Annotated in this window: 48 protein-coding genes; 1 reads left to right on the top strand and 47 read right to left on the bottom strand. The window is 43.9% G+C overall.

Annotated elements, in window-relative coordinates:
- The 13 genes from M3629_RS03795 to M3629_RS03735 all read right to left on the bottom strand — a co-directional run bounded on the left by M3629_RS03795 (position 1) and on the right by M3629_RS03735 (position 9,307).
- Positions 1-621 carry a phage scaffolding protein gene (locus tag M3629_RS03795; RefSeq protein WP_251502957.1) on the bottom strand — a complete coding sequence of 207 codons (621 nt, stop codon included), beginning with the start codon at positions 619-621 and terminating at the stop codon, positions 1-3.
- Positions 622-749: 128 nt separating this feature from the next.
- On the bottom strand, positions 750-1,031 hold the full coding sequence (locus M3629_RS03790) for a hypothetical protein (protein WP_251502956.1): 282 nt from the start codon (positions 1,029-1,031) through the stop codon (positions 750-752).
- 10 nt (positions 1,032-1,041) lie between these two features.
- Positions 1,042-2,160 (bottom strand): minor capsid protein, encoded by a 1,119-nt coding sequence (locus tag M3629_RS03785; RefSeq protein WP_251502955.1) that lies wholly within the window; start codon positions 2,158-2,160, stop codon positions 1,042-1,044.
- On the bottom strand, positions 2,157-3,620 hold the full coding sequence (locus M3629_RS03780; RefSeq protein WP_251502954.1) for a phage portal protein: 1,464 nt from the start codon (positions 3,618-3,620) through the stop codon (positions 2,157-2,159). The genes M3629_RS03785 and M3629_RS03780 overlap by 4 nt, the downstream gene beginning before the upstream one ends.
- A gap of 20 nt (positions 3,621-3,640) precedes the next feature.
- Positions 3,641-4,900 (bottom strand): PBSX family phage terminase large subunit, encoded by a 1,260-nt coding sequence (locus M3629_RS03775; RefSeq protein ID WP_251502953.1) that lies wholly within the window; start codon positions 4,898-4,900, stop codon positions 3,641-3,643.
- Complete coding sequence (locus M3629_RS03770) at positions 4,887-5,288, bottom strand: terminase small subunit (RefSeq protein ID WP_251502952.1); 402 nt, start codon at positions 5,286-5,288, stop codon at positions 4,887-4,889. The genes M3629_RS03775 and M3629_RS03770 overlap by 14 nt, the downstream gene beginning before the upstream one ends.
- The gene (locus tag M3629_RS03765; protein WP_251502951.1) at positions 5,272-5,538 is read right to left on the bottom strand and encodes a hypothetical protein; all 267 of its coding nucleotides are present in this window, start codon (positions 5,536-5,538) and stop codon (positions 5,272-5,274) included. The genes M3629_RS03770 and M3629_RS03765 overlap by 17 nt, the downstream gene beginning before the upstream one ends.
- Positions 5,535-5,729 (bottom strand): hypothetical protein, encoded by a 195-nt coding sequence (locus M3629_RS03760; protein ID WP_251502950.1) that lies wholly within the window; start codon positions 5,727-5,729, stop codon positions 5,535-5,537. Before M3629_RS03760 ends, M3629_RS03765 begins: the two co-directional genes overlap by 4 nt.
- Positions 5,730-5,854: 125 nt before the next feature.
- Entirely contained in the window at positions 5,855-6,727 is an 873-nt protein-coding gene (locus M3629_RS03755) for a collagen-like protein (protein ID WP_251502949.1), read from the bottom strand.
- The gene (locus M3629_RS03750; protein WP_251502948.1) at positions 6,728-7,168 is read right to left on the bottom strand and encodes a hypothetical protein; all 441 of its coding nucleotides are present in this window, start codon (positions 7,166-7,168) and stop codon (positions 6,728-6,730) included.
- A 70-nt stretch (positions 7,169-7,238) separates the two neighbouring features.
- Complete coding sequence (locus M3629_RS03745) at positions 7,239-7,913, bottom strand: hypothetical protein (protein WP_251502947.1); 675 nt, start codon at positions 7,911-7,913, stop codon at positions 7,239-7,241.
- Entirely contained in the window at positions 7,910-8,905 is a 996-nt protein-coding gene (locus M3629_RS03740; RefSeq protein ID WP_251502946.1) for a hypothetical protein, read from the bottom strand. The genes M3629_RS03745 and M3629_RS03740 overlap by 4 nt, the downstream gene beginning before the upstream one ends.
- Positions 8,906-9,307 carry a hypothetical protein gene (locus M3629_RS03735; RefSeq protein WP_251502945.1) on the bottom strand — a complete coding sequence of 134 codons (402 nt, stop codon included), beginning with the start codon at positions 9,305-9,307 and terminating at the stop codon, positions 8,906-8,908.
- Positions 9,308-9,522: 215 nt separating this feature from the next.
- On the opposite strand from M3629_RS03735, the gene M3629_RS03730 reads away from it, so the two are divergent.
- Positions 9,523-9,939 (top strand): GIY-YIG nuclease family protein, encoded by a 417-nt coding sequence (locus tag M3629_RS03730; protein WP_251502944.1) that lies wholly within the window; start codon positions 9,523-9,525, stop codon positions 9,937-9,939.
- Between the two features lie 84 nt (positions 9,940-10,023).
- On the opposite strand, the gene M3629_RS03725 is transcribed toward M3629_RS03730, so the two are convergent.
- The 34 genes from M3629_RS03725 to M3629_RS03565 form a co-directional block, all read right to left on the bottom strand.
- The gene (locus M3629_RS03725; RefSeq protein ID WP_251502943.1) at positions 10,024-10,254 is read right to left on the bottom strand and encodes a hypothetical protein; all 231 of its coding nucleotides are present in this window, start codon (positions 10,252-10,254) and stop codon (positions 10,024-10,026) included.
- A gap of 439 nt (positions 10,255-10,693) precedes the next feature.
- On the bottom strand, positions 10,694-11,215 hold the full coding sequence (locus M3629_RS03720; RefSeq protein ID WP_435368192.1) for a sigma factor-like helix-turn-helix DNA-binding protein: 522 nt from the start codon (positions 11,213-11,215) through the stop codon (positions 10,694-10,696).
- Positions 11,216-11,236: 21 nt separating this feature from the next.
- On the bottom strand, positions 11,237-11,443 hold the full coding sequence (locus M3629_RS03715) for a hypothetical protein (RefSeq protein WP_251502941.1): 207 nt from the start codon (positions 11,441-11,443) through the stop codon (positions 11,237-11,239).
- A gap of 11 nt (positions 11,444-11,454) precedes the next feature.
- Complete coding sequence (gene thyA, locus M3629_RS03710; RefSeq protein ID WP_251502940.1) at positions 11,455-12,249, bottom strand: thymidylate synthase; 795 nt, start codon at positions 12,247-12,249, stop codon at positions 11,455-11,457.
- Complete coding sequence (locus M3629_RS03705; protein ID WP_251502939.1) at positions 12,246-12,530, bottom strand: hypothetical protein; 285 nt, start codon at positions 12,528-12,530, stop codon at positions 12,246-12,248. Before M3629_RS03705 ends, thyA begins: the two co-directional genes overlap by 4 nt.
- Positions 12,527-12,970 carry a YopX family protein gene (locus M3629_RS03700; RefSeq protein WP_251502938.1) on the bottom strand — a complete coding sequence of 148 codons (444 nt, stop codon included), beginning with the start codon at positions 12,968-12,970 and terminating at the stop codon, positions 12,527-12,529. The genes M3629_RS03705 and M3629_RS03700 overlap by 4 nt, the downstream gene beginning before the upstream one ends.
- Positions 12,971-13,172: 202 nt before the next feature.
- Positions 13,173-13,442, bottom strand: coding sequence for a hypothetical protein (locus M3629_RS03695; protein WP_251502937.1), 270 nt, complete (start codon positions 13,440-13,442; stop codon positions 13,173-13,175).
- A complete protein-coding gene (locus tag M3629_RS03690) occupies positions 13,435-13,608 on the bottom strand; it encodes a hypothetical protein (protein WP_251502936.1) in 174 nt (57 codons plus the stop codon). The genes M3629_RS03695 and M3629_RS03690 overlap by 8 nt, the downstream gene beginning before the upstream one ends.
- A 150-nt stretch (positions 13,609-13,758) precedes the next feature.
- Positions 13,759-14,073, bottom strand: a complete 315-nt coding sequence (locus M3629_RS03685) for a hypothetical protein (RefSeq protein ID WP_251502935.1) — start codon at positions 14,071-14,073, stop codon at positions 13,759-13,761.
- Between the two features lie 86 nt (positions 14,074-14,159).
- Entirely contained in the window at positions 14,160-14,474 is a 315-nt protein-coding gene (locus M3629_RS03680; protein WP_251502934.1) for a hypothetical protein, read from the bottom strand.
- Positions 14,475-14,486: 12 nt separating this feature from the next.
- The gene (locus tag M3629_RS03675; protein WP_251502933.1) at positions 14,487-14,909 is read right to left on the bottom strand and encodes a BC1872 family protein; all 423 of its coding nucleotides are present in this window, start codon (positions 14,907-14,909) and stop codon (positions 14,487-14,489) included.
- A 192-nt stretch (positions 14,910-15,101) separates the two neighbouring features.
- The gene (locus M3629_RS03670; protein WP_251502932.1) at positions 15,102-15,782 is read right to left on the bottom strand and encodes a hypothetical protein; all 681 of its coding nucleotides are present in this window, start codon (positions 15,780-15,782) and stop codon (positions 15,102-15,104) included.
- Positions 15,775-16,125 carry a hypothetical protein gene (locus tag M3629_RS03665; protein WP_251502931.1) on the bottom strand — a complete coding sequence of 117 codons (351 nt, stop codon included), beginning with the start codon at positions 16,123-16,125 and terminating at the stop codon, positions 15,775-15,777. Before M3629_RS03665 ends, M3629_RS03670 begins: the two co-directional genes overlap by 8 nt.
- Positions 16,122-16,298 carry a hypothetical protein gene (locus tag M3629_RS03660; protein ID WP_251502930.1) on the bottom strand — a complete coding sequence of 59 codons (177 nt, stop codon included), beginning with the start codon at positions 16,296-16,298 and terminating at the stop codon, positions 16,122-16,124. Before M3629_RS03660 ends, M3629_RS03665 begins: the two co-directional genes overlap by 4 nt.
- 35 nt (positions 16,299-16,333) lie before the next feature.
- On the bottom strand, positions 16,334-16,636 hold the full coding sequence (locus tag M3629_RS03655; protein WP_251502929.1) for a hypothetical protein: 303 nt from the start codon (positions 16,634-16,636) through the stop codon (positions 16,334-16,336).
- A 43-nt stretch (positions 16,637-16,679) separates the two neighbouring features.
- Positions 16,680-17,084: a hypothetical protein gene (locus tag M3629_RS03650; RefSeq protein WP_251502928.1), complete on the bottom strand. Its 405-nt coding sequence runs from the start codon at positions 17,082-17,084 to the stop codon at positions 16,680-16,682.
- A 112-nt stretch (positions 17,085-17,196) separates the two neighbouring features.
- Positions 17,197-18,036 (bottom strand): hypothetical protein, encoded by an 840-nt coding sequence (locus tag M3629_RS03645; RefSeq protein WP_251502927.1) that lies wholly within the window; start codon positions 18,034-18,036, stop codon positions 17,197-17,199.
- 14 nt (positions 18,037-18,050) lie between these two features.
- Positions 18,051-18,221 carry a hypothetical protein gene (locus tag M3629_RS03640; protein ID WP_251502926.1) on the bottom strand — a complete coding sequence of 57 codons (171 nt, stop codon included), beginning with the start codon at positions 18,219-18,221 and terminating at the stop codon, positions 18,051-18,053.
- A gap of 198 nt (positions 18,222-18,419) precedes the next feature.
- Positions 18,420-18,566, bottom strand: coding sequence for a zinc-finger domain-containing protein (locus M3629_RS28595; RefSeq protein ID WP_353056731.1), 147 nt, complete (start codon positions 18,564-18,566; stop codon positions 18,420-18,422).
- A 35-nt stretch (positions 18,567-18,601) separates the two neighbouring features.
- On the bottom strand, positions 18,602-19,057 hold the full coding sequence (dut, locus tag M3629_RS03635) for a dUTP diphosphatase (RefSeq protein ID WP_251502925.1): 456 nt from the start codon (positions 19,055-19,057) through the stop codon (positions 18,602-18,604).
- Complete coding sequence (locus M3629_RS03630; protein WP_251502924.1) at positions 19,054-19,515, bottom strand: hypothetical protein; 462 nt, start codon at positions 19,513-19,515, stop codon at positions 19,054-19,056. The genes dut and M3629_RS03630 overlap by 4 nt, the downstream gene beginning before the upstream one ends.
- Before the next feature lie 21 nt (positions 19,516-19,536).
- A complete protein-coding gene (locus M3629_RS03625; RefSeq protein WP_251502923.1) occupies positions 19,537-19,911 on the bottom strand; it encodes a RusA family crossover junction endodeoxyribonuclease in 375 nt (124 codons plus the stop codon).
- Positions 19,899-20,174 carry a helix-turn-helix domain containing protein gene (locus tag M3629_RS03620; RefSeq protein ID WP_251502922.1) on the bottom strand — a complete coding sequence of 92 codons (276 nt, stop codon included), beginning with the start codon at positions 20,172-20,174 and terminating at the stop codon, positions 19,899-19,901. Before M3629_RS03620 ends, M3629_RS03625 begins: the two co-directional genes overlap by 13 nt.
- Positions 20,152-20,298 (bottom strand): hypothetical protein, encoded by a 147-nt coding sequence (locus M3629_RS03615; protein WP_251502921.1) that lies wholly within the window; start codon positions 20,296-20,298, stop codon positions 20,152-20,154. The genes M3629_RS03620 and M3629_RS03615 overlap by 23 nt, the downstream gene beginning before the upstream one ends.
- A 12-nt stretch (positions 20,299-20,310) precedes the next feature.
- Positions 20,311-21,609, bottom strand: coding sequence for a replicative DNA helicase (dnaB, locus tag M3629_RS03610; RefSeq protein WP_251502920.1), 1,299 nt, complete (start codon positions 21,607-21,609; stop codon positions 20,311-20,313).
- The gene (locus tag M3629_RS03605) at positions 21,606-21,971 is read right to left on the bottom strand and encodes a hypothetical protein (protein ID WP_251502919.1); all 366 of its coding nucleotides are present in this window, start codon (positions 21,969-21,971) and stop codon (positions 21,606-21,608) included. Before M3629_RS03605 ends, dnaB begins: the two co-directional genes overlap by 4 nt.
- Positions 21,972-21,981: 10 nt before the next feature.
- Positions 21,982-22,725, bottom strand: coding sequence for a hypothetical protein (locus M3629_RS03600; RefSeq protein WP_251502918.1), 744 nt, complete (start codon positions 22,723-22,725; stop codon positions 21,982-21,984).
- Positions 22,726-22,737: 12 nt separating this feature from the next.
- Positions 22,738-23,079, bottom strand: a complete 342-nt coding sequence (locus tag M3629_RS03595) for a hypothetical protein (protein WP_251502917.1) — start codon at positions 23,077-23,079, stop codon at positions 22,738-22,740.
- A gap of 11 nt (positions 23,080-23,090) precedes the next feature.
- Complete coding sequence (locus tag M3629_RS03590) at positions 23,091-23,417, bottom strand: hypothetical protein (RefSeq protein WP_251502916.1); 327 nt, start codon at positions 23,415-23,417, stop codon at positions 23,091-23,093.
- A 20-nt stretch (positions 23,418-23,437) separates the two neighbouring features.
- Positions 23,438-23,878, bottom strand: coding sequence for a single-stranded DNA-binding protein (gene ssb / locus M3629_RS03585; protein ID WP_251502915.1), 441 nt, complete (start codon positions 23,876-23,878; stop codon positions 23,438-23,440).
- A gap of 2 nt (positions 23,879-23,880) precedes the next feature.
- A complete protein-coding gene (locus tag M3629_RS03580; RefSeq protein WP_251502914.1) occupies positions 23,881-24,513 on the bottom strand; it encodes an ERF family protein in 633 nt (210 codons plus the stop codon).
- A 2-nt stretch (positions 24,514-24,515) separates the two neighbouring features.
- The gene (locus M3629_RS03575; protein ID WP_251502913.1) at positions 24,516-25,076 is read right to left on the bottom strand and encodes a host-nuclease inhibitor Gam family protein; all 561 of its coding nucleotides are present in this window, start codon (positions 25,074-25,076) and stop codon (positions 24,516-24,518) included.
- Positions 25,077-25,135: 59 nt separating this feature from the next.
- Positions 25,136-25,342: a hypothetical protein gene (locus tag M3629_RS03570; protein ID WP_251502912.1), complete on the bottom strand. Its 207-nt coding sequence runs from the start codon at positions 25,340-25,342 to the stop codon at positions 25,136-25,138.
- Between the two features lie 167 nt (positions 25,343-25,509).
- A complete protein-coding gene (locus tag M3629_RS03565) occupies positions 25,510-25,692 on the bottom strand; it encodes a hypothetical protein (RefSeq protein ID WP_251502911.1) in 183 nt (60 codons plus the stop codon).
- Positions 25,693-25,709 lie beyond the last annotated feature (17 nt).

Raw genomic sequence — 25,709 nt, 5'->3', positions numbered from 1 at the left:
TTATTTGAAATATGATTCTCTTGCATCGTTAAGAGACTTGGAATCAACTGTTCTAGCTTGCGCTGCCTGTTTGCCATAGTTTGGCTTATCGTTGCCGCCTTGACCTGGAGGTGTTCCCTCAGCTGGCTTAGCGCCTTTAAATGCTGGCTTACCATCCTCTTTTTGGACAAACAAAAAAGCCTTGCTCTCAGACAGGGCCTTTACTTGGTCTTCGAGTCCGGCTTTAACACTGCCATCCTCATTCAATTCAATTTTTGTTTTGTCCAACAGCCCTGCCACGATATCCGGATCGTGTACCTGACCGCTCAAGGACAGTTTCAATGCTGTGTTAAGACGTAGTTCCTTCATGTCCGCCTCATATTGTTCCTTAGCCGCTTTGTTCTCGCCTTGAAGCGTCTCGATCTGCTTTTTGAACTCTTCACTCAGGCCGGCTGTCTTGCCAAGATCAGAAATTTGCTTGTCGCGTTCAGCAATACCACCCTCTGCTTGTTTCTTTGCCTCATTGACTTCATCGAATCGAGCCTTTGGCACAAAACCTTTCAACTCATCTGCTGAAGCTGTAGCGGCCTTCTCAGCCAATTCCTCACTCAATCCGAGTGCGATAAATTGTTCTTTGTTCACGTTGTTATCCTCCAATTATTCATCTTCGCTTGTTAACCCGGTCGCGTCCGGTGATGTCTTGTTCTTTAACGTCCGCAATACCAAAAGGACGGCACAATAAAAGACTGCAACATTTAGCCACAGTCTGGTCATTCAGTCACTTCTGTATATTCCGCTTCAAACGCTGCTTTGGTCATCTTCGTGATCTTACCAGTTGCATCCTTGACGATGTATTCACCAACTCTCACCTCAAGCACATTCATTTCGCTGAAAATAATTCGAAGTACAATTCCCGTAGTGGTAAAGCTCAACGAGGTTGGTATTTGCACAAACATGTTGACATCGTAAATATGCATCGGATCAGAAGAGGGATATCCTTCGAACTGCATAGCCCGTACCTGAATTCGTTTCTCGTAAAGTTTGTCTGCCATGCTATCACTCCTAATCAATAATTTCGTATTCGGTAAACTCAAGTTGTCTACCAGACTGCGAAGGTTTCTTCTTGCTCTTCTTCGCTACGGCTTCGACCTCTTTTATATCAACACCATATTCCTGTTTCCACTCCGAATAAGTCATGCTGCCGGGTACGGTGATTGTCTTACCTGCTGAGTTTCGAGCTACCCGGGTGCTGATTGGATCATCTTCAAAGTAAACAGTTGTGGTTGTTCTGCAATTAGCATGGAAAGGCGGATAAGTAACATTCACCTTCTTTTCGCTTAACGGGAACACCTTGCCATCCATACCTTGGCATATCTCAGATGTTCTTTTGTCCAGCGTAGCAAGTATCTTATACTTCTCAACCAATCCACTCGCCTTATACCCATCGAATGACGCCTCTTCAATCACATGAGCGCTCTCGGTTCGAATCAAACGCTCGGCCGCGCTACGCCCAACTTCCATTCGCGCAGAGATAACACGAGTCATTTCCTCGATACCATCACCACGAATGATTGCTTGTGTGAGTGTACGTTGAAGTTCACGGGCAAGTTTGTCTCGATCATCCCAAATACGTGAGCTATAGTTTTTACCCAGCCAAGGCATTGCAATGATCCGTTGTACTGTAGCTGTATCAACCTGTGCAAAGGAAAGCCCTACACCCAAACCCTTGTGGATCTCAAAGATATTGCGGTAATAGGTATCGGTGTAAATGTTGTGTAGGTTCACTGCGAATCCGGCTTGCTGATTAGCTGCCAATACCTCGACTTGCTGCTGAAGTTGGATTAGAAGCGCTTCTATCCGGCTTACACGGGTCTTAATGTACACATTGTCCAATTGCTTCGTCCATGTGCCATCCAGATTGCCTTTAGCCATCGCTGTGAACTCTTGTAGAGTCATCTTGAACTCTTCCAACTCGTCTGAATTAAGCAACTTCTGGGCTTCGGCGTATGATATTTCATTATTCTTAGCGAATCTGTAATACCACTCGCGTAAATCCTTCAGAATTGATTTAGTCGCAAACTGATATTCTCTGGCTATCCTGGCTTGGTATCCATCAGCTTTAGCATACTGATGATTTACAACTTGCTCAGTGCGCTTTTCCCAGTAAGTTTGTGGCTTCATTCATCCTCACCACCGCCTGGCTGTTCTTGCTGCTGACCAAACGCAAATTGCCCTGAAGCGAATTGCTCCATGGCTGTTTTTTGTTCCTTCTCTATACGTCTTTCTTCTTCCAATGGATCGGTTACCCAAGGGTGATTAGCACGATTTGTTTCGTCCGAAATCAAACCGACACTATTTTTCACATTGGTAATAGCTTCCGTCTCATTGATCAAAATGTCGCGGTTAAGAATCAACGTCACTTCATATTCTGAATAATCCACACCAGTTTGAGCGCTTATATCTTCATCCACAAACCAAAGCAGTTGCTCAAAACTATCCTGAAATTCCGTTTCGATAGTATTTGCATCCAAATCCAGATCTTGATATAAAGACCTTAGTCCGATTCCTGAAGGGTTGTTGCCAAACTTATCAGTCTGAGTGTCTACCCCTCTGCCAAATTCATAAATACTCTTTCTGACTTCCGATATGTGATTAATCAAGGCCGTTGTGTCGATGTCTATAGATATTGTATCAAGACCGCCATCTCCTTCTGTGCGAACCATTCGGAGCTGAGCAATATTACGTCGTGCGTCTTCCAATTTGCCGTCTCCATAGTTTTTCAACACCAATATACTGCTTGGCATATCTTCTATGTTGTCAGCATTCTCAGAAAGCCGTTTGTCATAGTCATCTACAAGTGATTTAATCATTGCGATTAAGGGTTGTTCTTCATCGTTATATTTCCAAGGTATGAAAGGGACGCGATCCCAGTTATAAGGATGATCATTCTTCTCTTTATCAACATACCGGAAATGACTCTCTAACTCCCCAAACTCAAGGTATTGATTCGTTTTAGGGTCTTGTGTGAATCGAAGTACACCCTTAGTATCCCAATACTCAATAACCTCGACTTTATTCTTCTTTTTTCCTTCGTAGTACACAATTTCGTAAAACCTAATTATTGCATCCAACTCCGTATGTGCATTGTCTTTCCACAAAGGAACGATCTCTTCACTGGGTATGATCTTAAACGAAAGCAAACCCTCTTCGGAGTAATAAACTTGAAGCCAAGCGATACCTTTATTTATAGCATTCTTACCAAGATTCTTTAACGTCCTCTGAAATTTCTTATCAAAGTATGTCGTCAGCCTCTCATGATAGTCATCAGGCCCATCAGTTTGTAGGCTGAATGGTTTAGAAAGTAAGTATCCCGTCTTCTGGTCAACCAACTTCTTCAAGAAACCATGAATCAGTTTGTTGTTGGCTAGATTGTTTATTTCCGTCCTTACTCCGCCTTCGCCAATAACAGTTCTTACCTTATCCAGAATTTGATTCTTGTTCTCGTAATAAGCTTGACCAAGTATCATATTCGTTCTTTTTATGCTGTTTTTAAACTCTGAAACTTCTTGAATAGCAATCTCTTTATTGGTTAGAGGTGCGTTTTCGCTAAGCATTCTGATGATGTCCTGCGTTGTACTCAATTCAGTACCTCCTTCCTTTGTTACTCAAACGAGATTCCAGGCTGTCTCATATCATCCTCAAACGCATACCTCGTAGCATCGATGGTGTGATTGTCTTTGTCATCCAATCTAGCCCGTGGATTTCCATCTGAGTCCGTCTGGTAATCAATGTTCTCAAACTCTCGTGCGATGTTCGGTGTACGAGCTGGGTCTATTACAATCTCATCCAAGTCATCCAACCACTTCTCGCCATACTCTACTGAGTTAGGGCCTTTCTTCGCTCCCTTGAACCGGCATTGAAGCTGCAGACGCATTTCATCAACCGATTTAGGCTCAGCGCTGTCAGCGATAGTTGTCTGAGTGTCATAGCCTTTCTTCTTGATCCTCTCAGCCAGTTCGCGGTTCGATAACTTAACGCCATACACCTCATCCAAGGCGTATATCTTGCGGCGTGTCTTGTCATAGTGCCAGCGTACAAATGCCACCGGATCAACACCATAACCCCAGTCATTGCCTTGTCGAATGTTATCGAACGTTTTTATTTCATCATCCGTGATCTTACGGAAATTCAAATTATCAAATGGCACAACGCCACTCCCTATCGCTTGACCACCATATTCCCAATTGTAACGCCGTTCATTGCGTTCCTTTGTTGCTTCGGCCTCAGCTATGAATGCCTTGGAGATAAACGGGTTGTCCAGGTACGTTGAGTGATGTACTCTCGTATTCTCTGGCTGGAATACAGTCTCGTATTTCTTGTTCACCCACGATTGCTTACGTTTCGGCGGGTTGTACGTAAAGAAGAACTTATAAAAAAGACCATCGCCCAATTCTCCACGTAATAAGGAGTTGGTTATGGTCGTTACTTCCTCTTCAGTTTTGAACTCGGCTAATTCCTCAATCCAACCAATCGCAAACGGAAACTTTGAATCCTTGAGTGATTTAAGCCGCTCCGGGTTCTGTGCGCCCCTGAAGGCCATGTAATTACCACGAGGAATGTAAGTGATACGCATTGGCGACTTAGTGATCCTGAACAAGTGTGACACTTCCTGCTCATTGATGGCCCATTTCATCTGTTCGAATATCGAAAGTTCAATCGTGTTGTCGATATAACGTATTCCTACCGCATTCACAGGGAAACGCATCAATAATTGTGTAACAATGTGCGCTTTGACCGATGACTTACCAGATCCACGACCACCCTTTTCCACAACGTTAAGGATATCGGGGTCCATAGCAGCCTTCCATGTGTCATGAAACGCCTTCGGGATGAACTCTGATAGCTTTTTAGCCATTGCCATCACCGGATATGTCGTCTACAAACACAGGCGTTACGGACGCGTTTATCTCTTGCTTATCTACCCACAGCGCATATCGCTTACCAAGCAACTCAGCCGCCTTATTCCGCTCTTTAACTGGAGTTTCAAGCCCAAGCTGATCTTTGACCTCACCGCGCATAACCTGAGTAAGATAAATCAATACCTCGTCTTGGTTGGCTATTCGTTCAGCATCCTTTGATTCCAGTATTTCTTTTATATACTCCTGAATGTTAGGGTTTGCTAGTAGTTTGCTAGCATTTACTCGAGCCGTTGCATCCTTTTTGCAATTCGGATATGCCCTTTTGTAGCTTTCAGTACCATTCATGGTTTCAATGTAATAGTCTGCGAACGCCTTATGTTGCTCCTTCATTTGCTCTCACCACCATATACTTCAACAGATCAATGGCACTATTAAATTCATAAGTGTCTGGTATTCTCACTTCCTTCTCTTCACCAGTCTTTTTGTTAATCTTAGTGCCTTCTTTCCAGAAAGTTAGTTTGTATCGTGAATAAACACTACGATATTCCTTGGAATAACGCTGTTCTTGTATTAAAGATACATCATGTCCTTGCATTCCTAACTTCAGGAGTAATAGTTTAAGGTTGCGATTCACATTCACCTTGTATCACTCCTATCTGGAGGTTTACCTAATCGTCTGTCTCGCAACAGATACTCATGTCTCTTCATCTTGCATTTGGTATCACGAATACGTTGCGAAGCTGCTTCGTAGTCTCTGTTAAACTGTTCTGCTTCTTCTTCTGTACGTCTGATGCCATTTGAAATCATTTTTTCTGTCTCGATTAGATTCATAGGTTATACCTCCTTTATATATCAATCAAAATAGTCTTCGTCTCGATTAGACCGCACTTCCATAATTATTGAGATTGTCAGAAAGATGGAGAATATAAAAATAGAACTCATTCTTCATCCCCCAATCATACTGGCTCACAAGCAATCACATGTAGCTTTAAAGCTGGTATAGATGATCCTAACAAGCTTATGTTGAGTAATGCACCCAAGCTGATATCAAGGCTCGTCTTGCGGTTTACGATCGTTACAGTGAGTGTCCATCCGCTTGTGGCATTACCACCGATAACACATCTTGGTTCGTCATAACTACCATTTAGCGCTTCAATGGCTGTGTATACCACCGGCCTAGTTGCAAATGTTCCTAAGTTGATTACTGGAAGTGTAAACGATCCTGTCGTTTGCGCAGCGACATCTATCGTCTTAGCAAACTTGATGCGGCTATCTCCCGGGTCACCTTTAGGTCCTGTCTGTCCTTGTACACCCTGCGGTCCAGTCTGTCCCGTCTCTCCTTTAGGACCTTGCTTGCCTTCAACACCTTGCGGACCGGGTGGACCAACTTCACCTCTTAGTCCTTGTTCTCCCGGATCACCCTTTACTCCTTGCTGTCCTGGACTACCTTGTAAAGCGCGATAATCAAAATCGGCTTGGTCATCACGCTTTACTCCAAGGTTAGTCCCGTCCCAACGGAAATTAAGGCCGATACCATTGGCACCGTCCTGTCCATCTCTACCGTCTCGTCCTGGCAATCCTTGTATCCCTTGCGGCCCTTGATCACCCTTAGCACCTTTCAACTCAGGCATGTTGCCTATAGCCGCTTCAAGTTCTTCTTGTGTCATGTCTCCTGCTGGACCTCGTTCACCCCTTGGCCCCTCTGGTCCTTGTATGCCGGGCAATCCATCTTTTCCATCCTTACCATCTTTACCCGGAGGTCCATCATTGCCAGACGGACCGGGCGGTCCCATTGGACCCACAGGCATCGAGTCTTCTTCAAAAGGCATCTATACCACCTCCAAGAAGGTGTAATGCACTCTGGTATCAGCTTTGGCGTAGATATATACGTTTTCATCGAACACCATAATTCGAGATGCGTTACGCGGTAGCAACGGTATGCCTCTATCCCCTTTGCCTGATTCCGGAGCATAATAGATTGTCTCATCCATGCTCATGTTACGGATGGATATCATGCCGCCATTAACTGTTATGAATCCCTCAATGCCAGCTTCCATATCCACGTAATCATATCCCGGCTGCCCGTCCGGAGTTTGCGTTACAATCCTTAGGGGCAAATCACTTGTTCTGACAGAGTTGCTTTTGAGCATCTCCATAATCTCAGCCGCTGGATCTTCTCCGTTTTCGCCACTACCACCAACCATCAACACATAAAAAGGATGCTGCGGACTATTAGCTTTTCCACTTTTCCCTCCTACGGGTAATACCAAAGTTACCGCCTCCTTATACCGTGTACCTTACTTCACCGTCACCTCTCGGCTTTTCGGGTTTAGATTACGGTTAGTTACTCCATAGCCCTACTTTTACTTGAGAACACTTAATATATTTGGATTCAGCAACGCTTGTTGTGATCTTCGCTATGCATTGAACCTGTCCATGAGTAAAAACACCTCTCAGATCTGCCAGACCACCAAATTGGTCATCAGCCGACAAGTAAGCAGCAGGCCTTTCCATCCCAACCGGACAATGTAATCCTGTAAGCAGCGTTAGGGTTAAGTTCTTTCTGTTCTGTCCTTCATCACCAGCTGTGTTTACCGTAAACAGGGCCATCTTTTGTTCATAGTCCGTGTATGTCCCGTCTGCTTTATAAGCCCGTATGAACGCTTTAGCTTGGTTAACGTTATGGAAGAATGTAATCCCAGCCTTGCTGTCCACGCTTTTTATCCCTACTTGAACTGAAACTGATATATTTCCGTTAAGTTGTAATGCTTCCAACGTGAATTGGATTGCCGTTACTTTAGTTGTATCAAATAATGATGATGTTTTAAGTTCAGCCGAGTTACCTGCTGTCGCTGCTGTGGCGACTGTGATAGTGCCTCTGTCCGGCAATGGCTCATATGACACTGTTCCAACTGTTTCTAACCAAGTTGGTAATGCCCCTGTCAGGAAGTCCGCTTTGAGTTCCTTGTACACCTTACCGTATGGAATAAGCGAACCGTCAGCACCACGCATCATAGGTCCACCTCCACACTGTAAGCAACGCCAACGTTTTTATCTGTTACATAATAGATGTAAACTATGCCATCAATAACAGATACCATCATGGATTGCATATTTGTTGTCTCCCAGGATTGAGGAGGGAAGTTAATGTCCATAGGTCTATGAAGCAGCTGACGCATGTTTTCGCTTATTAGCGCTACTGCTGGCCTCGCCACCGTGGTAACTCCTCCTGAAGCATAAGCAGACATCATACCAGCCCACCACAAACGTCCTCGGTATTCAAATACTCCAGCATTAGAGCGTGAAAAGTTCTCTCCAGCTGTCAGTGTGGCATCATTTCCGCCAAGCATCGTCCGGGGATCAACAACCCAATCGCGTCCATCGTTTGAATACCATATAGCCTTACGACCAAAGTCTCCTCCGCCCATGATAGAGAAGCCTATCCACTTATCACCCAGAATAAAGCATGCGAAATAGCCAGTATGTCCATCACCTGGGAATCCCGGAGGTTTATCCAACACAATACCAACCCTCGTCCATGTCAACATGTCTACAGAGGTCGCTAAAAGTGTGGATTGATTTATTCCGGCACCTGATTGCTGGTAATACATGAAGAATAGCTTCTCTTTTTCGTTGTATATCACAAACGGCGTTTCCGTTGAGTTACCAACAACAGTATCCACATATACCTCACCATGTTTTACCCACGGACCTTTGGGATCGTCTGAATAAGCTAGCCCTATGCCTCCACGTGCATCATGGTTCGTAGAGAACGTTGCGTAATATTTACCTTTAGGATTTTCGATTAATCCCTCTACCTTAACGGCTCTGAACCAATACATTGAATTTGTTCCGGCCATTGCAGCTGTATATATTGGATCGCCCTTCACTTTATCAAACTGCGGTATATACCCTTTGCGTGATTGTTGTTCAGCAAATCCATATGGCAGAACTCCACGACTCGCTTTCTTTGCTTTCGAAAATGCAACTGAAGACAAATCACTCATCTACTCCACCATACCCTTAATGGACAATGTTCCTGTACTTGGCTTGGTGTAGTTGATTACAAGTGTAAATCCTGCTGGGACCGAGAATGATACCACTTCACCCAACTTGCCAGATGTCACAACGTCTGTAGGCGCGGTCAAACGAATACCTTCAATCGCTATTCCCTTACCACTTGGTCCCTTCAATTGAAATGTTAGAGATGACGTAACAGTGTCTGTTGAACCCGAAAATTCCAGTGTTACCGTTTTACTTACCTCTGCGGCATAAACCGCCGATCCAGCGTTTGATACTTTATCCGCCAACACTACGTCTACAGGCGTTGTTGTCGCAACTGGTAGTCTTTTCTCGTCTGAGACAGTAACGTCACGGTTAGTTTTTGCATTCCTAAACCTTGATAACATACACTGCCACCTTTCATTTTTTGGTTAATACTCACTGCTGGACTCGAACCAGCGACCAAGCGCATAAAATACGCCTACTCTTACCATCTAATTTAAGTGATTTAATAAAGAGTATAAATACAACATATCGGTGTATAATATTTAATAGAAACACATATATACTATATATAGTTTTATTATGGTATAATCATCTTGTTCAAAAAGGGGGTGGAAAAATGAACTTTTCTTCGCCGCAAATTTTTACTGATTGGTCCAACGTTTTCACTCCTGAGACTGGTGGAGTTTACATGTTGCTTAGCAACCCTAGCGGGAGAAAATATTCCGTTTTGTATGTCGGCCAATCTAACAACCTTCGTCGGAGAATAAACGAACATTTGCAAGATTCGCAATCTCACTTTAAAGGTAAAATTATGAATTTCGTCTATTTAACCGAAAACAACAAATTAAAAAGAGATTCAATTGAATCAAACTTAGTAAAAAATTATAACCCTAAATTCAACATTCTTCTTAAATCAGTCTTACAAGAGGATAGTCTTGGTAACCTGATTCGTACAATGATTAAAAATCAAGAAAAAGAAGAAAAAGAGAAGCAAGAAAGAATTCGCGGTCTATTGCTTTACTTATCAAAATGATAAATATCAGCCGGTCATTAGTTAATGATCGGTCTTTTTTTATAAAAAAAAAGCAACGGCGTTTAACCGTCACTCTCTCTTTTCTTATTTTCTTTCCAGCACCATCGTAGGCAGTGGGCCGCTTAATACTTTCTTGACCTTCCTGTCCATGAGTTGATTGTATTCTTGTTGAAGCAGTACTTTATTTTTCTCCGGGATGCTTCGGTCTTGCATTATTGGATATATTTGATCCATCCTATCATCCAATACATCTCGTTCAATTTCTGGTTGAATTACCTCTTTGACTCGGTATTGACTTAAATCAATGTTTTCCATCGCATTCCCTCCTTTGGGGTTATTATACACGATGTTATTGTTGATGTGGGCAAGGGACTCACACCCTTGCATGCAAACTTTGCTGTTTGGCTATTCGCCTGCTCCCTTTGTTTGCGTAACGGACTTATCCGCGTCTATCTTCCGCCACCACATCATAGCGACCTAACCCATGGTCAATCGCTGGTGCCGCCCACGACTGGAAGCGTCGTCCCACACCTATGCGGCATTCCCTATTTGCCCCTCATAACCTCAAGCCACGCAGCTGAGCGTAACCCTCAAGCGATTATGACAAGCTTCAGATCCCTGATAATCTAGGTGGGCGACCTGAATTCCACCATAGATACACATAGGAAAAAACTATGGAGATAGTATTTTATATACTATCTACCTATAGGTGGCGTTCAGTAGGACAAAATTCAACCTTTTTAAATGCTTTATATTATAAAAACAGGCTATTTTGCAGGTTTTTGGATATTTTACTCTGTGCCCTCTCTACATATTCCTTCACACTGGATTTTTTAATGTCTAACATCATTGCGATATCGTTGTAAGAGAAACATTCGCCTCGTGATAATACATAGCACTCTCGTTCCCTCTCACTCAACCCCGTCAGCGCATCCTCGATCTGGAACCTTTCCCAGTCACTAAGGTTGCTTGGGCTACCCGCATTGCCTTTTTGGACATATGCCTGCATCTTTAGTGGGTCCATCAATTTCTCTCGCTGATACGCAGCCCTGCGCTCTATACCTCTCTTGTTACCTGGACGCCTTCCGGTACTTAACCACTCAATCACAAATTCACAATCTGATACCATGCCCGAGATTACCTTTTTATCGGCTTCATTCTCGCTTGCCTTAGCTCGATCATATGCTCTGTCCGCTATTTTGCGTGACTTTTGATAATTGAGTACGCTGGCCTCTCCTAAATCAATGACGCTTAATTCTGGACTAAGCTGAGCCATAACCATGCTTTTTCTCCCCTTTTACATATAATCGAATATAGTTGTCTGTCCTTCTTTCACAAAATCTGTTGAATCTATAATCAATCCGTCATCTAACCACTTTTTAGGCGCCGTAATCTGGTAGTGATGCCAAATCGGTATGCCGGCCTTCGAATGATTTGGATTTTTCTGTTGCGCCAGATCCGTCCAGACCCACACTGTCTTGGCGTTTACTTTTATCTCGTCCATATGAACACTCCTTACACCGATACAGGGGCTTTGATAGCTGGGTGATGTTTATACCCGATAAATTCAAAGTCCTCGTATACGTAATCGTTGATGCTCTCAGGATTACGTTTGATGTGCAGTTTTGGAAGTGGATAAGGTTCGCGTGTCAACTGCTCTTTGACCTGATCCATATGATCGTTGTAAATGTGTACATCTCCACCAGACCATATGAATTCTCCTACTTCCAAAGCACATTGCTGTGCAATCATATGTGTCAGTAATGCGTAGCTGGAAATATTGAAACCTAGGCCGAGGAACGAATCCACTGAACGCATCGTCAGCATGCAGGATAGCTTCCCTTCTGACACGTAGAACTGGAATGCAAAGTGGCATGGTGGCAGTTTCATTTGGTGTATTACTCCTACATTCCAGGCAGACACAAGATGCCGCCTTGAGTCCGGATTGTTTTTGATAGAATCAATTACCGCTTGTATCTGATCAACCTTTTCTCCGTTAGGCGCTTCCCATGTACGCCATTGAGAACCGTACACCGGTCCAAGGTCTCCATTCTCGTCCGCCCAGTCATCCCATATTTTCACTTTGTTATCCTGCAGATACTTGATATTGGTATCTCCGCTCAGGAACCAAAGTAATTCATGCACCACAGACGGCAGGTGTATCTTCTTCGTTGTTATAAGAGGAAATCCATCTGATAAATCCCATCTCAGCTGCCGTCCGAACACAGATAACGTTCCTGTGCCGGTCCGATCACCCTTGGGCTTGCCGTTATCTAATATGTCTTGTAGTAGTTCTAGATAGTTTTTCATCCCTTTGTATCCTCCTTGGGTATAGACTCCCTACCCTGCGCGATAAGTTCTTTTGCTTTTGCTATTCCCTCCGGCTGCAACCACCCAACCCGAACGCTCACTCCATATTCGTACCAACCCTTACGTGACCACTTTTCAAGCAACGTATAAGCACGCTTGTGGTTGATATAAAACACTTCTTCCTGGACTAAGTCTTTTACGCTTATCCCGTCTTTTTTTAGGTATCCATTGTGGCATCGGTTGTAGATGTCTATCAAAAATCGCTTCTCGTCATCCTTCATGCTTCATCCCTACCCTCTAGTAAGTGTGGGAACTGATCTGCGTTCTCGTATATGTTGCCGATGACTTCGAATATTATAGAGGTATTGCCGAACATATAGACCTTGTCGCTTCCTCTAAGCTTGGCTGTCCATTCATTATGAAAGTGATGCTTAAATGCTCCATGTTCAAAAATAATAGTATTTACGAGTACTGATTTGTTTTGGGAGATAACGTCTTTCAGGATATCTCCCTCATATATCTCTTTTCCATTCTTGTCCTTTAGTCCGGTGTACTGCCTCAGAATTACATCTCCGTACTCCCCATCCAATGAGAAGTGGCACCATGCCTTCACTTCCCCATCCCAATCTCCGATCACTGTTCTGTTGTTAAAATCAATAGTGTGTGGCACAAAGTGTTCTCCGGTTGGCGTGTAGATTGCGTCAAATTTGATCTCTCTCATGCTTCTTCCTCCCCAGGTAGGTTGATAGGTGCGTAGTGTGTTATAGGCAAACACATAGGATCATTGTCGTCGTACCATCTGTATTCTGAACGGTTAACAACTTTACCGTGATAGCCAATCCATGTGTTACTGCCGTCTGTTATAAGGTGTGGAACATGACTTGGTATGCTCCGGTCTGTCGGTTTGTATTTACGCCACTCTATCATTCTGTATCCGCTCCTTCCCCACCCGGCTTGTATATCAATTGCCCTCCATCTCCGAACGTGAGAACCACTGAGTTCACTTCGCTGTTTTCAGCCTTTATTTGTTCAAACGATCCGCGCATGTGCCGATAAACCGCTTGGATAACCTCGCTCGTCTTGTCATCGCTCTTATCTGCTATAACCGGGAACTTGCTGTTGTTCTTCATTTTGGCTATGACGATATTGCCCATCATCGTGCATACTACGTTGTAATTGTCCCACTTAATCATGCTTATCCGCTCCTTCCTCAAGCTCCGTTTTTCGGTCATACCACCATGCCTTGACGTTCCGCTGCTGGGCATCGTATTGGACGGATGAAATGACGCCGTTCTCTTTCATATCCCTAAGTGCCGCAAGCCACTCACTTGTCTTGTCTTCAATTTGTTGTCTATTCATGTTGTTCCGCTCCTTCCTTGACTCTTGAGTATGAATAATCACTTGGTTCTTCCGCTCCGCAATACGGGCAATATTGGACTCTCGCTTCTGGATCCATAACACTGAAAAACTCTTCGCATTCCATGCATTCGTATGTGAAGACCTCTTTACTCATTGTTCCGCTCCTTCCTTGGGAGCCCGCTTCAAATGATCCGCTACTCGCGCTTTCGGCACACTCAGGACTGCAAATGCTCCAAAGTCCTCTAATATGCCATCGCCCTTAATGTCATCTTCAGGAATCAAAATTTCACACTTTATGCGGTGATAACCTTTGTACTTCCCCGTTTTTACTGGTGCGTGAATGGATGCTTGACCTGCGAACGGAGCAACCACGAACATTCGATCCAGACGCGGTATTAGTTTCATAGAATCTCTGATGCTATCCGGTGTAACATCGAAAATGACGTTCATATCGTTTCTATCCATCTTGTATATCCTCCTATTTGGGGAGACCAGACCTGATCCGGCCCCCACTGCGTTAAGTATTTCGGTCGTCTCGATGGCCTGACGGCCTAATTATCATTCAGTCTGTCGTATATCCATTCCATTGTTGTGTAGAGTAATTCAATAAGTTCTGTTCCTGAATCTTCATAACAGCACGATTCCGCATCGTTCGTCGCTTCATCATGTTCGAATAACTGAACGCACCAACACTCATCTACTGTATAAAGAATAATTTGATGATATTGCCGAATCACCTCAATCAAACCGCCAACTGTAACCCGTGCCTGTAATTGATGTAATTGGCATCCCAAATCTATTGCCAACCGCTTTTGATCGATTTCATACAGCGTATGAATGTCTAAAGATTTTAACTTTTGTTTCATTGTCTATCCCTCCTATATGTCCAGTACAGCCAATAACGCGGCTTTACAGATTGCTTCAGATACGTTCTCGCTGGAATAATCTTTACGGCCGATCCGTACATACACTTCACAGGCTACATTGTACATTTTCATTTCCCATGCCCATTCCTTTTCAACCTGTTTGATGACCATCCACGCTCTGTATATGTCTTCAGACCAATTCCGGTTGATAAAATACGATATTTGTACACTCCCTCTTGGCGGCATCATGGCATAAGCATGTGCTTCACTCATTTCGGGAGGAACCAACACCTCGCCATGCTCAACCACGCCGTCATAGTCATGCGTAGGGCCTGATATACGCCGCCAACCGAAGATATGTTCAGCGACCATTACGTTCAGATCTGTTCCAGGTTCAGCATTCGTCACTTGCTCCCGGGTCAATGTTTGTGTCATGTGTTATATCCTCCTTGGTAGGGAGAGGCCCGAAGGACCTCGCCAGTTTATTTCAAAGACTTATTTTGCTTTTGCTTGTGAAGATAGTTCCAACAGTTATGACAAACGAAACGTTTATCTCCCTCGATCGGTGACTGGATCAACTCGTACCTTTCCCGACTACATTCTTCACGCTGGCATTCTTGTTTCACTTCATCTGGATGTCTCTTCATCTTGGTTCCCCTCTCCTTCCTGACCCACACGCTCTAAAGTCAGCAATACCGCTTCTATTTCTTCAAGCGTCGGGTGATACGGTCCAGATTCCATCAGTTGTTGCATTATTGCGAGATATCCAAATTCTATAGTCCATCCATACTTTCCATCAGCCTGCCGTGGGAATCTGATCTTTCGTGCCTCTTCAAGCTCCTTGCTCAACCTCTGTAGATCAAGCTGGTACTTGCGATTTACATTGAGTGCTGAGTTCAGCTCCGATTCCATTTTTTTAACCTTGTTTATTTCTTTGATGTTTGGCTTCCGAGCCTCTTCAACCTCCTTGCGGAGCCGCTCGTTTTCCCGTTCAAGTTCAACATTCTCGCAGACCGGGCAAGTATGATTACCGTTCCCCTCGCCTGTTACCGGGTCGATATCTTCATGTTCAGCAGCATAGGTGAACCCACATCCTGGGCAATCCCATAACTCTGTTTGCTGCTCCACTTGCTCCAGTAGATAAGCGATATATTCAGGAGCCTTGGCCGCCAAGTGGTTATCCTCTTCCTTCAAAAATCCGCCGATACCTACCTTGGGGTTTTGCTTTGAAACGATCTCATTCCCGTTGTCGAACCATTCTGGTGTAGCTGCCGCCAACGCTTGTTTGATTTCTTCCTGCTTACTCATGACCTAACGCCTCCTTGAGTGTCATATATGCTGCCTCAGCCCTCTGACGTGGTGTTGCTCTGAGCATAGACTCGGCTGTATCATAGGTTAAACCCTCACTGTAGCTGTGTCCTGTGGCATAGATTAGGTGTGCCAGATAACTAATCTGATCCGTTTCCAATGCTTTGTCCTGAATTGGATTGACGTGATTGTATTCCGAGCATGGTATAAAAAAATCTAAACTCCCGTCTGCTTGGCGCGTTAAGAATAAAGGCGGAACGGTTTCGGACTCGTGAAACTCATATCCCATTAAATCTGCCAACTGATATGTTAGATAATGATCCGTCATTTTTTTAGGTCTCATGACTGTTCTTCCTCCCCAAAACTTGTTTTGAAAATCATGCTATCTTTGTACATGATGTGCCATTCTCCGGTATCATCAATTAACGTGTACTTGTCATGGAATTCCTTGATAACTGGATACAATTCACCGCAGGTGAACCATCTACATGGGGCGATACATTTTAGGTAACGCATCTGTATATCCCTCCTTGGTAAGAGGCCCTATGGCCTCACGATCGTAATGCAGATTCCATTTCCTCAATCAGGTCGACCGCTTCCTGAGGCCAATTTACCAACAGACCTTTATGCCAGAAATTTGCGTATCCTTCGTTGAATGCCAGTGCCAATATGCAGAATGTTTCTTTGTCTCCATAGTCATTTATTGCTTTTGGATTTACGCCCAAAGAAATCAGTTTTTTGCGGGTTTCAACATTGTTTTTGACCAAAATGTATGAATCTTCACCGCCTTGTTTCTCCACTACTTCCAAACTGTTCAGTACATCCAATATTGCTTGTTTATCTCGTGTATCCATTGTGTTATCTCTCCTTTGGTGGGCCTAAACCCACCTTGATTTATTAAGCCTCTACCTTTTTCAGATACTCCGTTGCAAAGCCGCCGCTAAATCCTTCCAAATTCACAACTTCCGAACCGCACAGGTCCCATGGATTAGAAGTAACCGTCCATACTTTATCTTTATACTTCTCTTTTCGGGCTTCATAGCAAGTGTGCATTACAACCTTGTCACCCTTCTGCAGCGGCTCTTGTGGATTCAATTCTTGTACTGCCCATTTTGCAAAATCGCCTGAGTAGCACGATTTTTCCTTACCTTCCTTGCCGTTCCGATCGATTGGAGTATAGAACACGTCTCCGACCCAACCGTGTCCATTAGCGCCACAAATGCTGAATTTGTTAACCCTTCTCATAAGTCCGCTTCTGCCGATGAATGTTATACCTGGTTTGATAGCTGATGATCTAATCATGTCTATCCGCTCCTTTATGTGGTGGGAAGGGAGGGTATTCCCTTCCTCTTTGGTATGGTCGGGAGTGTGTCTTGTCTCCCTTCCTCTGTTATCCCCGGTGGGCAAACACCCATTAATCCAAAAACACTGTACGCTCTGTGACTTGTTCATTATTGGTGATGATAATTTTTGTGTTATCCTTCGGTTCTATGGTGATTTCTACAATTTCATAATCGTCTGCCACTTTGAATCTACTGACATATCCGCTTTGATACGTAAGGTGAGTGCCATCCCAATCCCAGGTTTCGTTTAAATTAGGGTATCGTTTTGACCTGAATTCTACTTTTGAGGGAGCTATTGTCTTAAGCAACGCTTTGCGTCCGACATAATCAATCTCTTTGAACTGTGGGTATCTTTCTGTAAACTCTGCATACAATTCAGGCATCACTTCTTTAAGGTGAGAGAGGAATAGGGGAACCACCTCGTCTTTATAACTTTGGATTGTCCCACCAAAAAAAGCTTGAGGTCGGTAGATACACAGTTTATGAATAAGCTCTACATTAAACATATTTTTGGGTATAAATTGATTCTTGTCTGCGAATCCAGGTCCATCAACTGTTACAGTTTCGTTTTCAACTTTTAGAGTTATGAAGCTGTAAGGAAAAACTACATCCTCATTGATTACTCCTAATTTGGTTGGTGCATCCTTTAGCTTTCCGTATGACTCATGACTCTTCCACTTACTTTGGAAATCACTGTACTTACGAGCGCGGCTGGTGTATCCATTGACCGTAGAGACTTTTCCGAACTTGCATCGCCCGCTACTTGGAGACAGCACTGCTAAGCATGTTCCAGCCTTGTAGTACGAGCATTCGTTGAACATTTCACAACTAACTATGCTGGCTCTAAGTGGCGTTTCCTTGCCTCCGAATATACTTTTGCCTCCATAGAGTCCGACATTTATCTCAGTCATGGGTGTATCCTCCCTCACTCCACGTCCACTTTATAGAAAATTGTTGTCCACTCATCTGCTGCATTCTCGTAACCATAGACTGCAAAGTGTGTTGATAAGATATCTTCCGCTGGCAGACTGTTCAGGAACTCATTGATTTCTTCATCAGACTTGTTTATGAATGTTTTTTTCTGAACTTTTCTCATGGGTGTATCCTCCCTTAGATGGTTTATTGGTGATAACTCCGTACCTTTTTCCGTGGCTTAATCCACTCTGGTAAATCCCTTGGAAACACTAGATATACCTCGCCTATTACCTTGCCTTTTTCGTCCTTGATAATGTCCCATGGGATATCCGAAAAGTAGGGATCGTATCGTTCTGGCTTATGCATGCTGCACCTCCGTTCATTTGGTTAGCTGCTTGCCGATTTCTTGTATCTTCTGCCCTGTCTCGCAATTGCGGTTACAGTGGTTATCTATTTTCGAAAAGTTGCTGCCATGCTTTTTAGATAGTTCATAATGAGTCTTGCATCTTTTACATTTCTGGTTCATCAGCAAATTGATTTCTGTCAACACATCCAATCTGCTCATACGCCTGTGTGACCAAATCCGCCGTCACCGCGTTCACTCTCGCTCAACTCCGAAACTTCCTCAAATGAAACTCTCACAACCGGTGCAATAACTCCCTGTGCTATCTTCATACCTTTTTCAATCAAGATATCCGTGTCATTGCCAAAGATAGATTGCAAGTCACCGCCATTGAATATGTGATCTACGATTATCCCGACCTCACCGCGATAACTGGAATCTATCGTGCCCAACTGCACTCGTAACTTTGAATTAAGTGTCAGACCAGATCGTGGACGTATTTGCATCTCGTATCCATCTGGTATCTCAAACGAAAGACCCGTTAAAACCTTTCTCGTCTCCCCTGCCGGGATAATCACATCTTGTAGTGCGACCAGATCAAAGCCCGAGTCTCCCGGTTTGGCATATACAGGTGTTTTCGCTTCCGGATGTAACTTTTTTATTTTCACGTTCATTTCTTGATCATCTCTTTTCTGCTTGGTTTAGGATTTCTTTGATACGACTTCATAGTTGATGCCTGTTCATATGTCCAACCTTCACGCACTCTACGTCTGAATGTCTGTTCAGTTATTCCGTTCTTAACAGCCTCTTCCAGGCATTCCAAAGGATATTTCCGCATTTCTTGATGTCTCTTTTTCTGTGCAAATGCAAAGCTTTGTTTAGGTGTTGTTGCTGCCTTTTCTTCACTCCATCCTCTTTGTAAGCGAGTGTTAAATGCCGCTCTTGTTATCCCGTTTTCGGCGGCAATCTTGATCCAGCTAGATCTGTCAGCTTTTTTATTGATTGGTTCAGTGATAGCCCTTTCTTTATCCCACCCGAGGTTGTAGAACCTTTCCCGTGCTCTTTCTCGGTGGATTCCGTTTGATATAGCTTTTTGATAATCCTCTTCAGTCAGATCGTAGTCCCAATCCATATTAATCACCTCAATACGTTGTTATACGACTTTCTCGAATTCAATCTCGATGCGTGGATTCTTTTTATCCACTTCGTAATCCATTATTCGTGGTAATGCTGTTTTATCATCTGCGTAAATCCCTCCGCTCTCTAGAGCGTCTAGGAGTGCTTTTAAGGTGTTGTGTGTGTCGCGCCTACGTTCATCCGGGAAGTAGTACCAAAGCCTTACAACGACCTTCTCAGAAGCTGTAGACCACTTGTTTTTGTTCCTCCACAATCTGGCTCTCAAAGAAGCCTCATCAAACCATGCTCTTGCTTCTGGTTTCATTGTTTTAATTAATTTCTTTTTGACCATTCTGTGATTGTACATATGATTCACACTTGGAGCAGTTCCATTGAGTATCAGCCTTTCCATTGCTGCAGACCTCCCATCATGCCGCCTGGACGATCACCGATTTTGCCTTTGTCTGCTTGATCCGCAGCCAGCAAGATAATTTCTAGTGCCGGCCTTTCAAAATATTCAGCCATTTGTGTTATGCTGCAGCCTTCTTTCCACATACTCCGAAATTCATAGACATGGGTTATATGCCAAATGAAATTCATGTCCTGACAAGCTATCATTAATTTAGCAGCACTTTCTTTTGCCTTCTTCTTGTCACCCGCTTGCGTCAGAGTCATCCGCAATCACTCCCATTCGCTTCAGGTATTCTTTTGACGCTTCAATGCGTATGTCATAATCCAATTCCGATTTTTGGGTTGTCTCTATCAATTCATCATTGGTCATATTCTGGATCAGCTTCATATCATCACCTCATCACATAATATGAGAACGATCATAGTTCAGGAATTTTCCGTAATTCTTCATATTCACCATTTCAGCTGTACCAGTTCTACCGTTACGATTCTTGGATACAATCATTTCGATGATGTTTTTCTTTTCTGTCTCTGCGTTGTAATAGTCATCCCGATACAGAAAAGTAATTGTGTCTGCGTCCTGCTCAATGTTTCCTGACTCTCTCAGGTCAGACATCATCGGACGCTTATCCTGACGCTGTTCTACGGTTCTACTAAGCTGAGCCAAGGCAACTACAGGACAATCGTTCTCACGGGCCATCTGCTTCAAACTGGAGCTTATGAAGCCGACTTCCTCGTTACGGTTCTTACTGCTGTATTTACTGCCGCCTTTTATCAATTGGAGGTAGTCTATGAACACAATGAGTTCAGGGCATTTCTTTTTCAATTTCCGTACAGCAGATCTGATTTCTTGAACTGACAGTCCCGGTCGATCATCAATGTAAATGTCCAGTTGCGAGAGTTCGGATAATCCCAGTGTGTATTTCTCCCACTCATGATCCTCTAGCTGCCCTTTTTCCACCCGATGACCGTCAATGTTACACTCCGCTGCTATCATTCGGTCGTAGAGTTGCATGTCAGGCATCTCCAGACTGAATATAGCGACCGTCAGGCCGTCTTTACCATTCCGAACGGCATTGTTAAGGAGGAAGGCTGTTTTACCCACAGAGGGCCTTGCAGCGACTATATTGAGCGTCTGTTTTTTCCACTTACCCGTTATCTCATCCAGATCATTGCCTACTGTGGAGGCCCCAAATGCTTTACCTTCGTATTTCTTTCTGTCGATCTCATCTGAGTGTTCCATAATCCCTTGGCTGATGTGTTTGAAACCATCTGCGCTCCGGCTTTGGTCGGCAAGCGATTCTGAGAGGTCCATAAGTTCAGCAGCAAGTTCCTTTGGATCGTTTATGCCACTGCTCGATATTTCTTTAATAGCCTGCATGCCGTTTCGCATAAGGTAACGATCTTTAACTATGCGTTCATGTGTTGCAAAGTCGCTTACACTTGGCACGGACTCACTGAGCTTGATCAGATAACTAACTCCACCAACATCACTCAGTCCGTCCTTTAATTCGTTCGAAAGGGTGACGACATCAATTCCTATTTCTTTGCTCCGCAGTTTTACCATAGCCGAGAATATAATCTGATGTGACTCGTTGAAAAACTCTTCCTCAGACAACAACGATTCATATATCAAATCTGGTTGTTTAATGATTGATCCGAGAACGGATTGCTCAGCTTCTAAGTTGTAATAGCTCATGACTTCTTCGCCTTGTGTTCTGCTATTGTTCGGCGCATCCATTCTTCCTTAGTGATTCCCTCGCGTTTCCAAGGCGGTTCCGCAGGAACTGTTTGTCTCAACCTATCCTGTTCATCCAACATTTCACGCGTCCTTTGTTTCTCGCGTTCTGCTGCTATCCTGGCATTCGGTTTAACAATCTCCGCGATGGATGGAGCAAACTTGCTTTCCCTGATGTGTTCCTTTGCGTTTGCCCAGCAGCTATCAGAATCCGCCTGTTCCAACTCTTCAAGCCAATTTTCCGCAATATCCCGATCCACTTTCCAACTTGGATAACTGGATGCGAGTTTTTTGAACAGTTTTAATGCATCCTGTCGTTCCATGAAGCACCTCCTAAACCATATCGTCCAAGAAACTCAATCTGTCCGTTGACTTCCCCTGTGCATGCCGTTCTTGAATTGCATTTGTATAAAAGGAGAACCCATTTACCTTGCCGCCTTCTTCAATCTTCTTTTTGTGTCGTTCAGTCATTACTTCGATAATTAAATCGGATGTAATTCCTTGATCAACCAACTTCGATACTAAAGGCCAATCTTTCGGTTTTAGTCCAAAGCAACCATGAATTTGACTATATGCTTTCTCTATTTTTTCAAGTTCATCAGCAGTAGTAGTAGTATTACTTGGTACTGTACTGTACTGTACTGTACTGTTACCTGCGCCGTCCCACAGATCATCCACGCCACGTCCTTCGGACATCCGCTGGACATCCGCTGGACTTCCTTTGGGTTTACCGCGTGACTTCCGTTTCCTGTCCGCATCATTTTTGCGCTTTTCTACCAACTTACCAATGTAATCATGCCAATCATGGATATAAAGTTTCCCGTCTATCACATCAATGAAATTAACTTCAATCATTTTGTCCAGAAGTAATTGGGCATCGCCGGTCCACATCATCTCGTCTGCAATGTCTTCAGGTTCTAACTCCGACAAGCAACCATCTGGCAAGTTATCCATGGCCCACCACCACAAAAGGTGGAGGTGCCCGATAACTTCAGGTACTGTTACTCCAAGCTTACGTGCCAAACGTTTTGTCTTGCGATGCCGGCCAAGAGTTTGATGACTCTCCAACCAAGCCATGTTATCACCACGCTATCCATTCATTTTGTATAACTTCTCTCGGTACTCTTCCGCCCACTCTTTCCCCTTACGTGTATAGTCAATAATGTTATGACAAGTGCCTGTATTCGTACTGGGTCCGCATAGCATTGCTACATCGTTTACCGTTGTACTCACTTCGACTTTCCATCTTCGGATCAAGTGAGCGCATTCCAGATGCTTCTTAAGCCCACACTTTTCACAGTAACCTCCAGATCGTTCCAGCGCTGCGTTATATACCTCTTTGGATATTTTTCCCCGCTGCTTAGCTGTAGGCTTGATACGATTGTTTTTAAGCTGCTGCTGTTTAGAGTAAGGTGAGAATTTGAAACCCATATCAATCACCTCTATATATCCGTTTGATATTTGAGTATGGTCTGTAGAGCGGATACCTGGACTTTGATTGCGTCGGCAGCTTCAATACCTGCTTTAAATGTCGCTTCAGCAAAGTCGCGTTTAAATAAATATTCAGCAACGTTTCCTTTGGCTATATCAACGATCAACGTAGCGGCCATCCCATCCGCTTTAAGACGTAACATTTCCTGAGCTAACATAGAACGGTAATCACGCTCTGCTTCAGCCTTCTCTCTTCCTAGTCGAAAGAGAGCATCAGCCGAATTGCTTAACCTTTTAGAAGCTTCATGTATTTCAGTAGTGATTGTTAATAGTTCCATAGTTCACCTCGATTTTTATATCAAAAAGGCAATGAGTCGTCGTCTAAATCAATTGGTTTACCATCATCCGCAAACGGATCTTGACTATTTTGGTATCTTTTTGGCTCGTCATGTTCTTCTTCTGGAGAACGGCGGTTGTTGTTTGCCGATTCCAAGAATCGCACATTGTCCGCAATCACCTCTGTCACGTATACGCGTTTCCCTTCATTGTTTTCATAGTTCCGTATCTGAATCCGTCCCTCTACAGCCACTAAACGACCTTTGCGTGTATAGTTGGCGCAAGTCTCAGCAAGTTGTCTCCAAGTAACAATAGGAATGAAATCCGCTTCACGCTCTCCACCTTGGCTCGTGAATGGTCTATCTACCGCCAATGTAAATTGGGTAACTGCAACACCTGCAGGGGTGTAACGTAATTCAGGATCGCGTGTAAGGCGTCCAACGAGGATAACTCGGTTCAGCATAACTACTCCTTCCCAGCCGTCTCTAAGCGGCTGCACAGTTCGTCATATTCTGTTTTTGTCAGGTCTTCGGCCTGAGTTTTGTTGTAATCTTTCATGATCGCCCGTTTAACATCAGCCGCATCTATACCGCTGGTCTTTGCGATAGCATATAATCGCTTGACCTGAGCGTCTGAAAGTTTCTTGGGCGGATTATTTATGAACTCTGTTGTATTTCCAGAAGCACCGTTTGCATCATCGTCTTTCTCTGTAGGTAAGCCCAAAATAGCAGATAGTGAATAACGTTTCATATATGTGATCTGACCGCCTAAATCTTGCATTTCTGCCTTTGCTGGAGCGCTCAGCGAATCAGATTTCACCCATTCCCCGGACTCGTGCAACAGCAGTGTATCTACCGCCACCATTGTTCCTTGGCTCGCATGAATGGTTTTAGCATCCTGTATAACTGCGATCTTGTTTTCCTTAAATACCTCTTTGATTGCCTCGAAGATTCCGTCCAAATCCGTATATGAAAACTCATACGTTTGACCTGTTTTGGTTTTCACACGAACATTCGCGTTGTGCTTAGGCGTTTCTATTGCACCCCATGCAGCGACCAAAGCTTTTGATATAGCTGTATTAGAATCGGAAAAAATCATGCTTACACCTCCGGTTTGATGACGACTTCATCACCACGGAATTCAACATATACACCTTCAACCGGTTCACCATTGGCATCAATGACTACACCGGATTCATTCACCGTGAAAGCTTTCTTGATGTCCGTTTTGCTAGGTTCCCACTTCACCCGGATAAGATGGTCGTATCCACGTTCATTCAGCCAGCTAACCAAGTCCTGATCGTTGTAATTCCACTTAGGTTGTTGCTTCTTAAATGACACAGAACCATATGGGGTCTTAATAGACTTGAACTTAGGGTCCTTCTCCCGTTGCTCATTGGCATATACACCAAGCAGTTCACGGAAATAGTCTTCATCACGTTGCAATTTATGAAGTTCAGCCTTGCGATAAGCTTCAATGCGGTATGCTTCAGCATCAGCAAGCCCATTAACTTCCTTGCGCTTAGACTCCAGAGCTACCAACTTCCGCATGACCCAGTTTGCAGAATCCAAACTGTCCACCTTAAACGCCTGGCGTTCCTCTTGTTCCTGCTGTTCCAATTCATCCAGTTCCGCTTGAAATAATGGGTTTAATGGGTTCATCTATTTACAACCTCCTAATATTTTGTTATATTGACCGTAAATTGATTTTAATAAGAGCGTTACACGACTTCAGAGGTTGCCGCCTTTGGAGTCGTTTTGCTTTCTATAGACAATTTGTGATCGTGAAGCAGTGTAATAACTTCGTCCAGGTCATGCTGCAGAAAGTTCCCTGTCTCTCTCATAATGCTAGACGCGGAATTCCCGTGAACTGCGGTATTTTCTTGAAGCTGTTCTAGCTTCCGGATTGCCCTTTTGAGTTGGTCCATCTCCGTTTTCCTCCCTCCGTTGTCGTCTGATCTGATCGTAACGATTGCGTTGTAATTCGTTTTGAAATACGAACATTGGATAAGGACTATCCTTGTACTGCCCACCTGATAAACTGAGTGCGAAACGATCCTCGAAATTGTCGCTTGCTTTGATGCGAATCTGCATGTCATTCACCTGCCGTAGTTTTCTCTGCATTCATTGCCACGCCTAAACACCGGAAGTTGCAACATAATCCATCACCGTACTTTACAACCTCTTGACCACGGTAAATCTCGCCGCCACACCCTAAGCAATCATCGACCACTTCTGCATGCTGTGGATCTGGCGCCCCTTGCTCAAATCTGTCCATCGTCTTCACTTCCTTGC

Source organism: Paenibacillus polysaccharolyticus, assembly GCF_023714295.1.
Taxonomy (GTDB): Bacteria; Bacillota; Bacilli; order Paenibacillales; family Paenibacillaceae; genus Paenibacillus; species Paenibacillus polysaccharolyticus_A.
The sequence above is the reverse complement of the archived record's forward strand: the minus strand, read 5'-3'. Positions and strand labels throughout refer to the sequence as shown.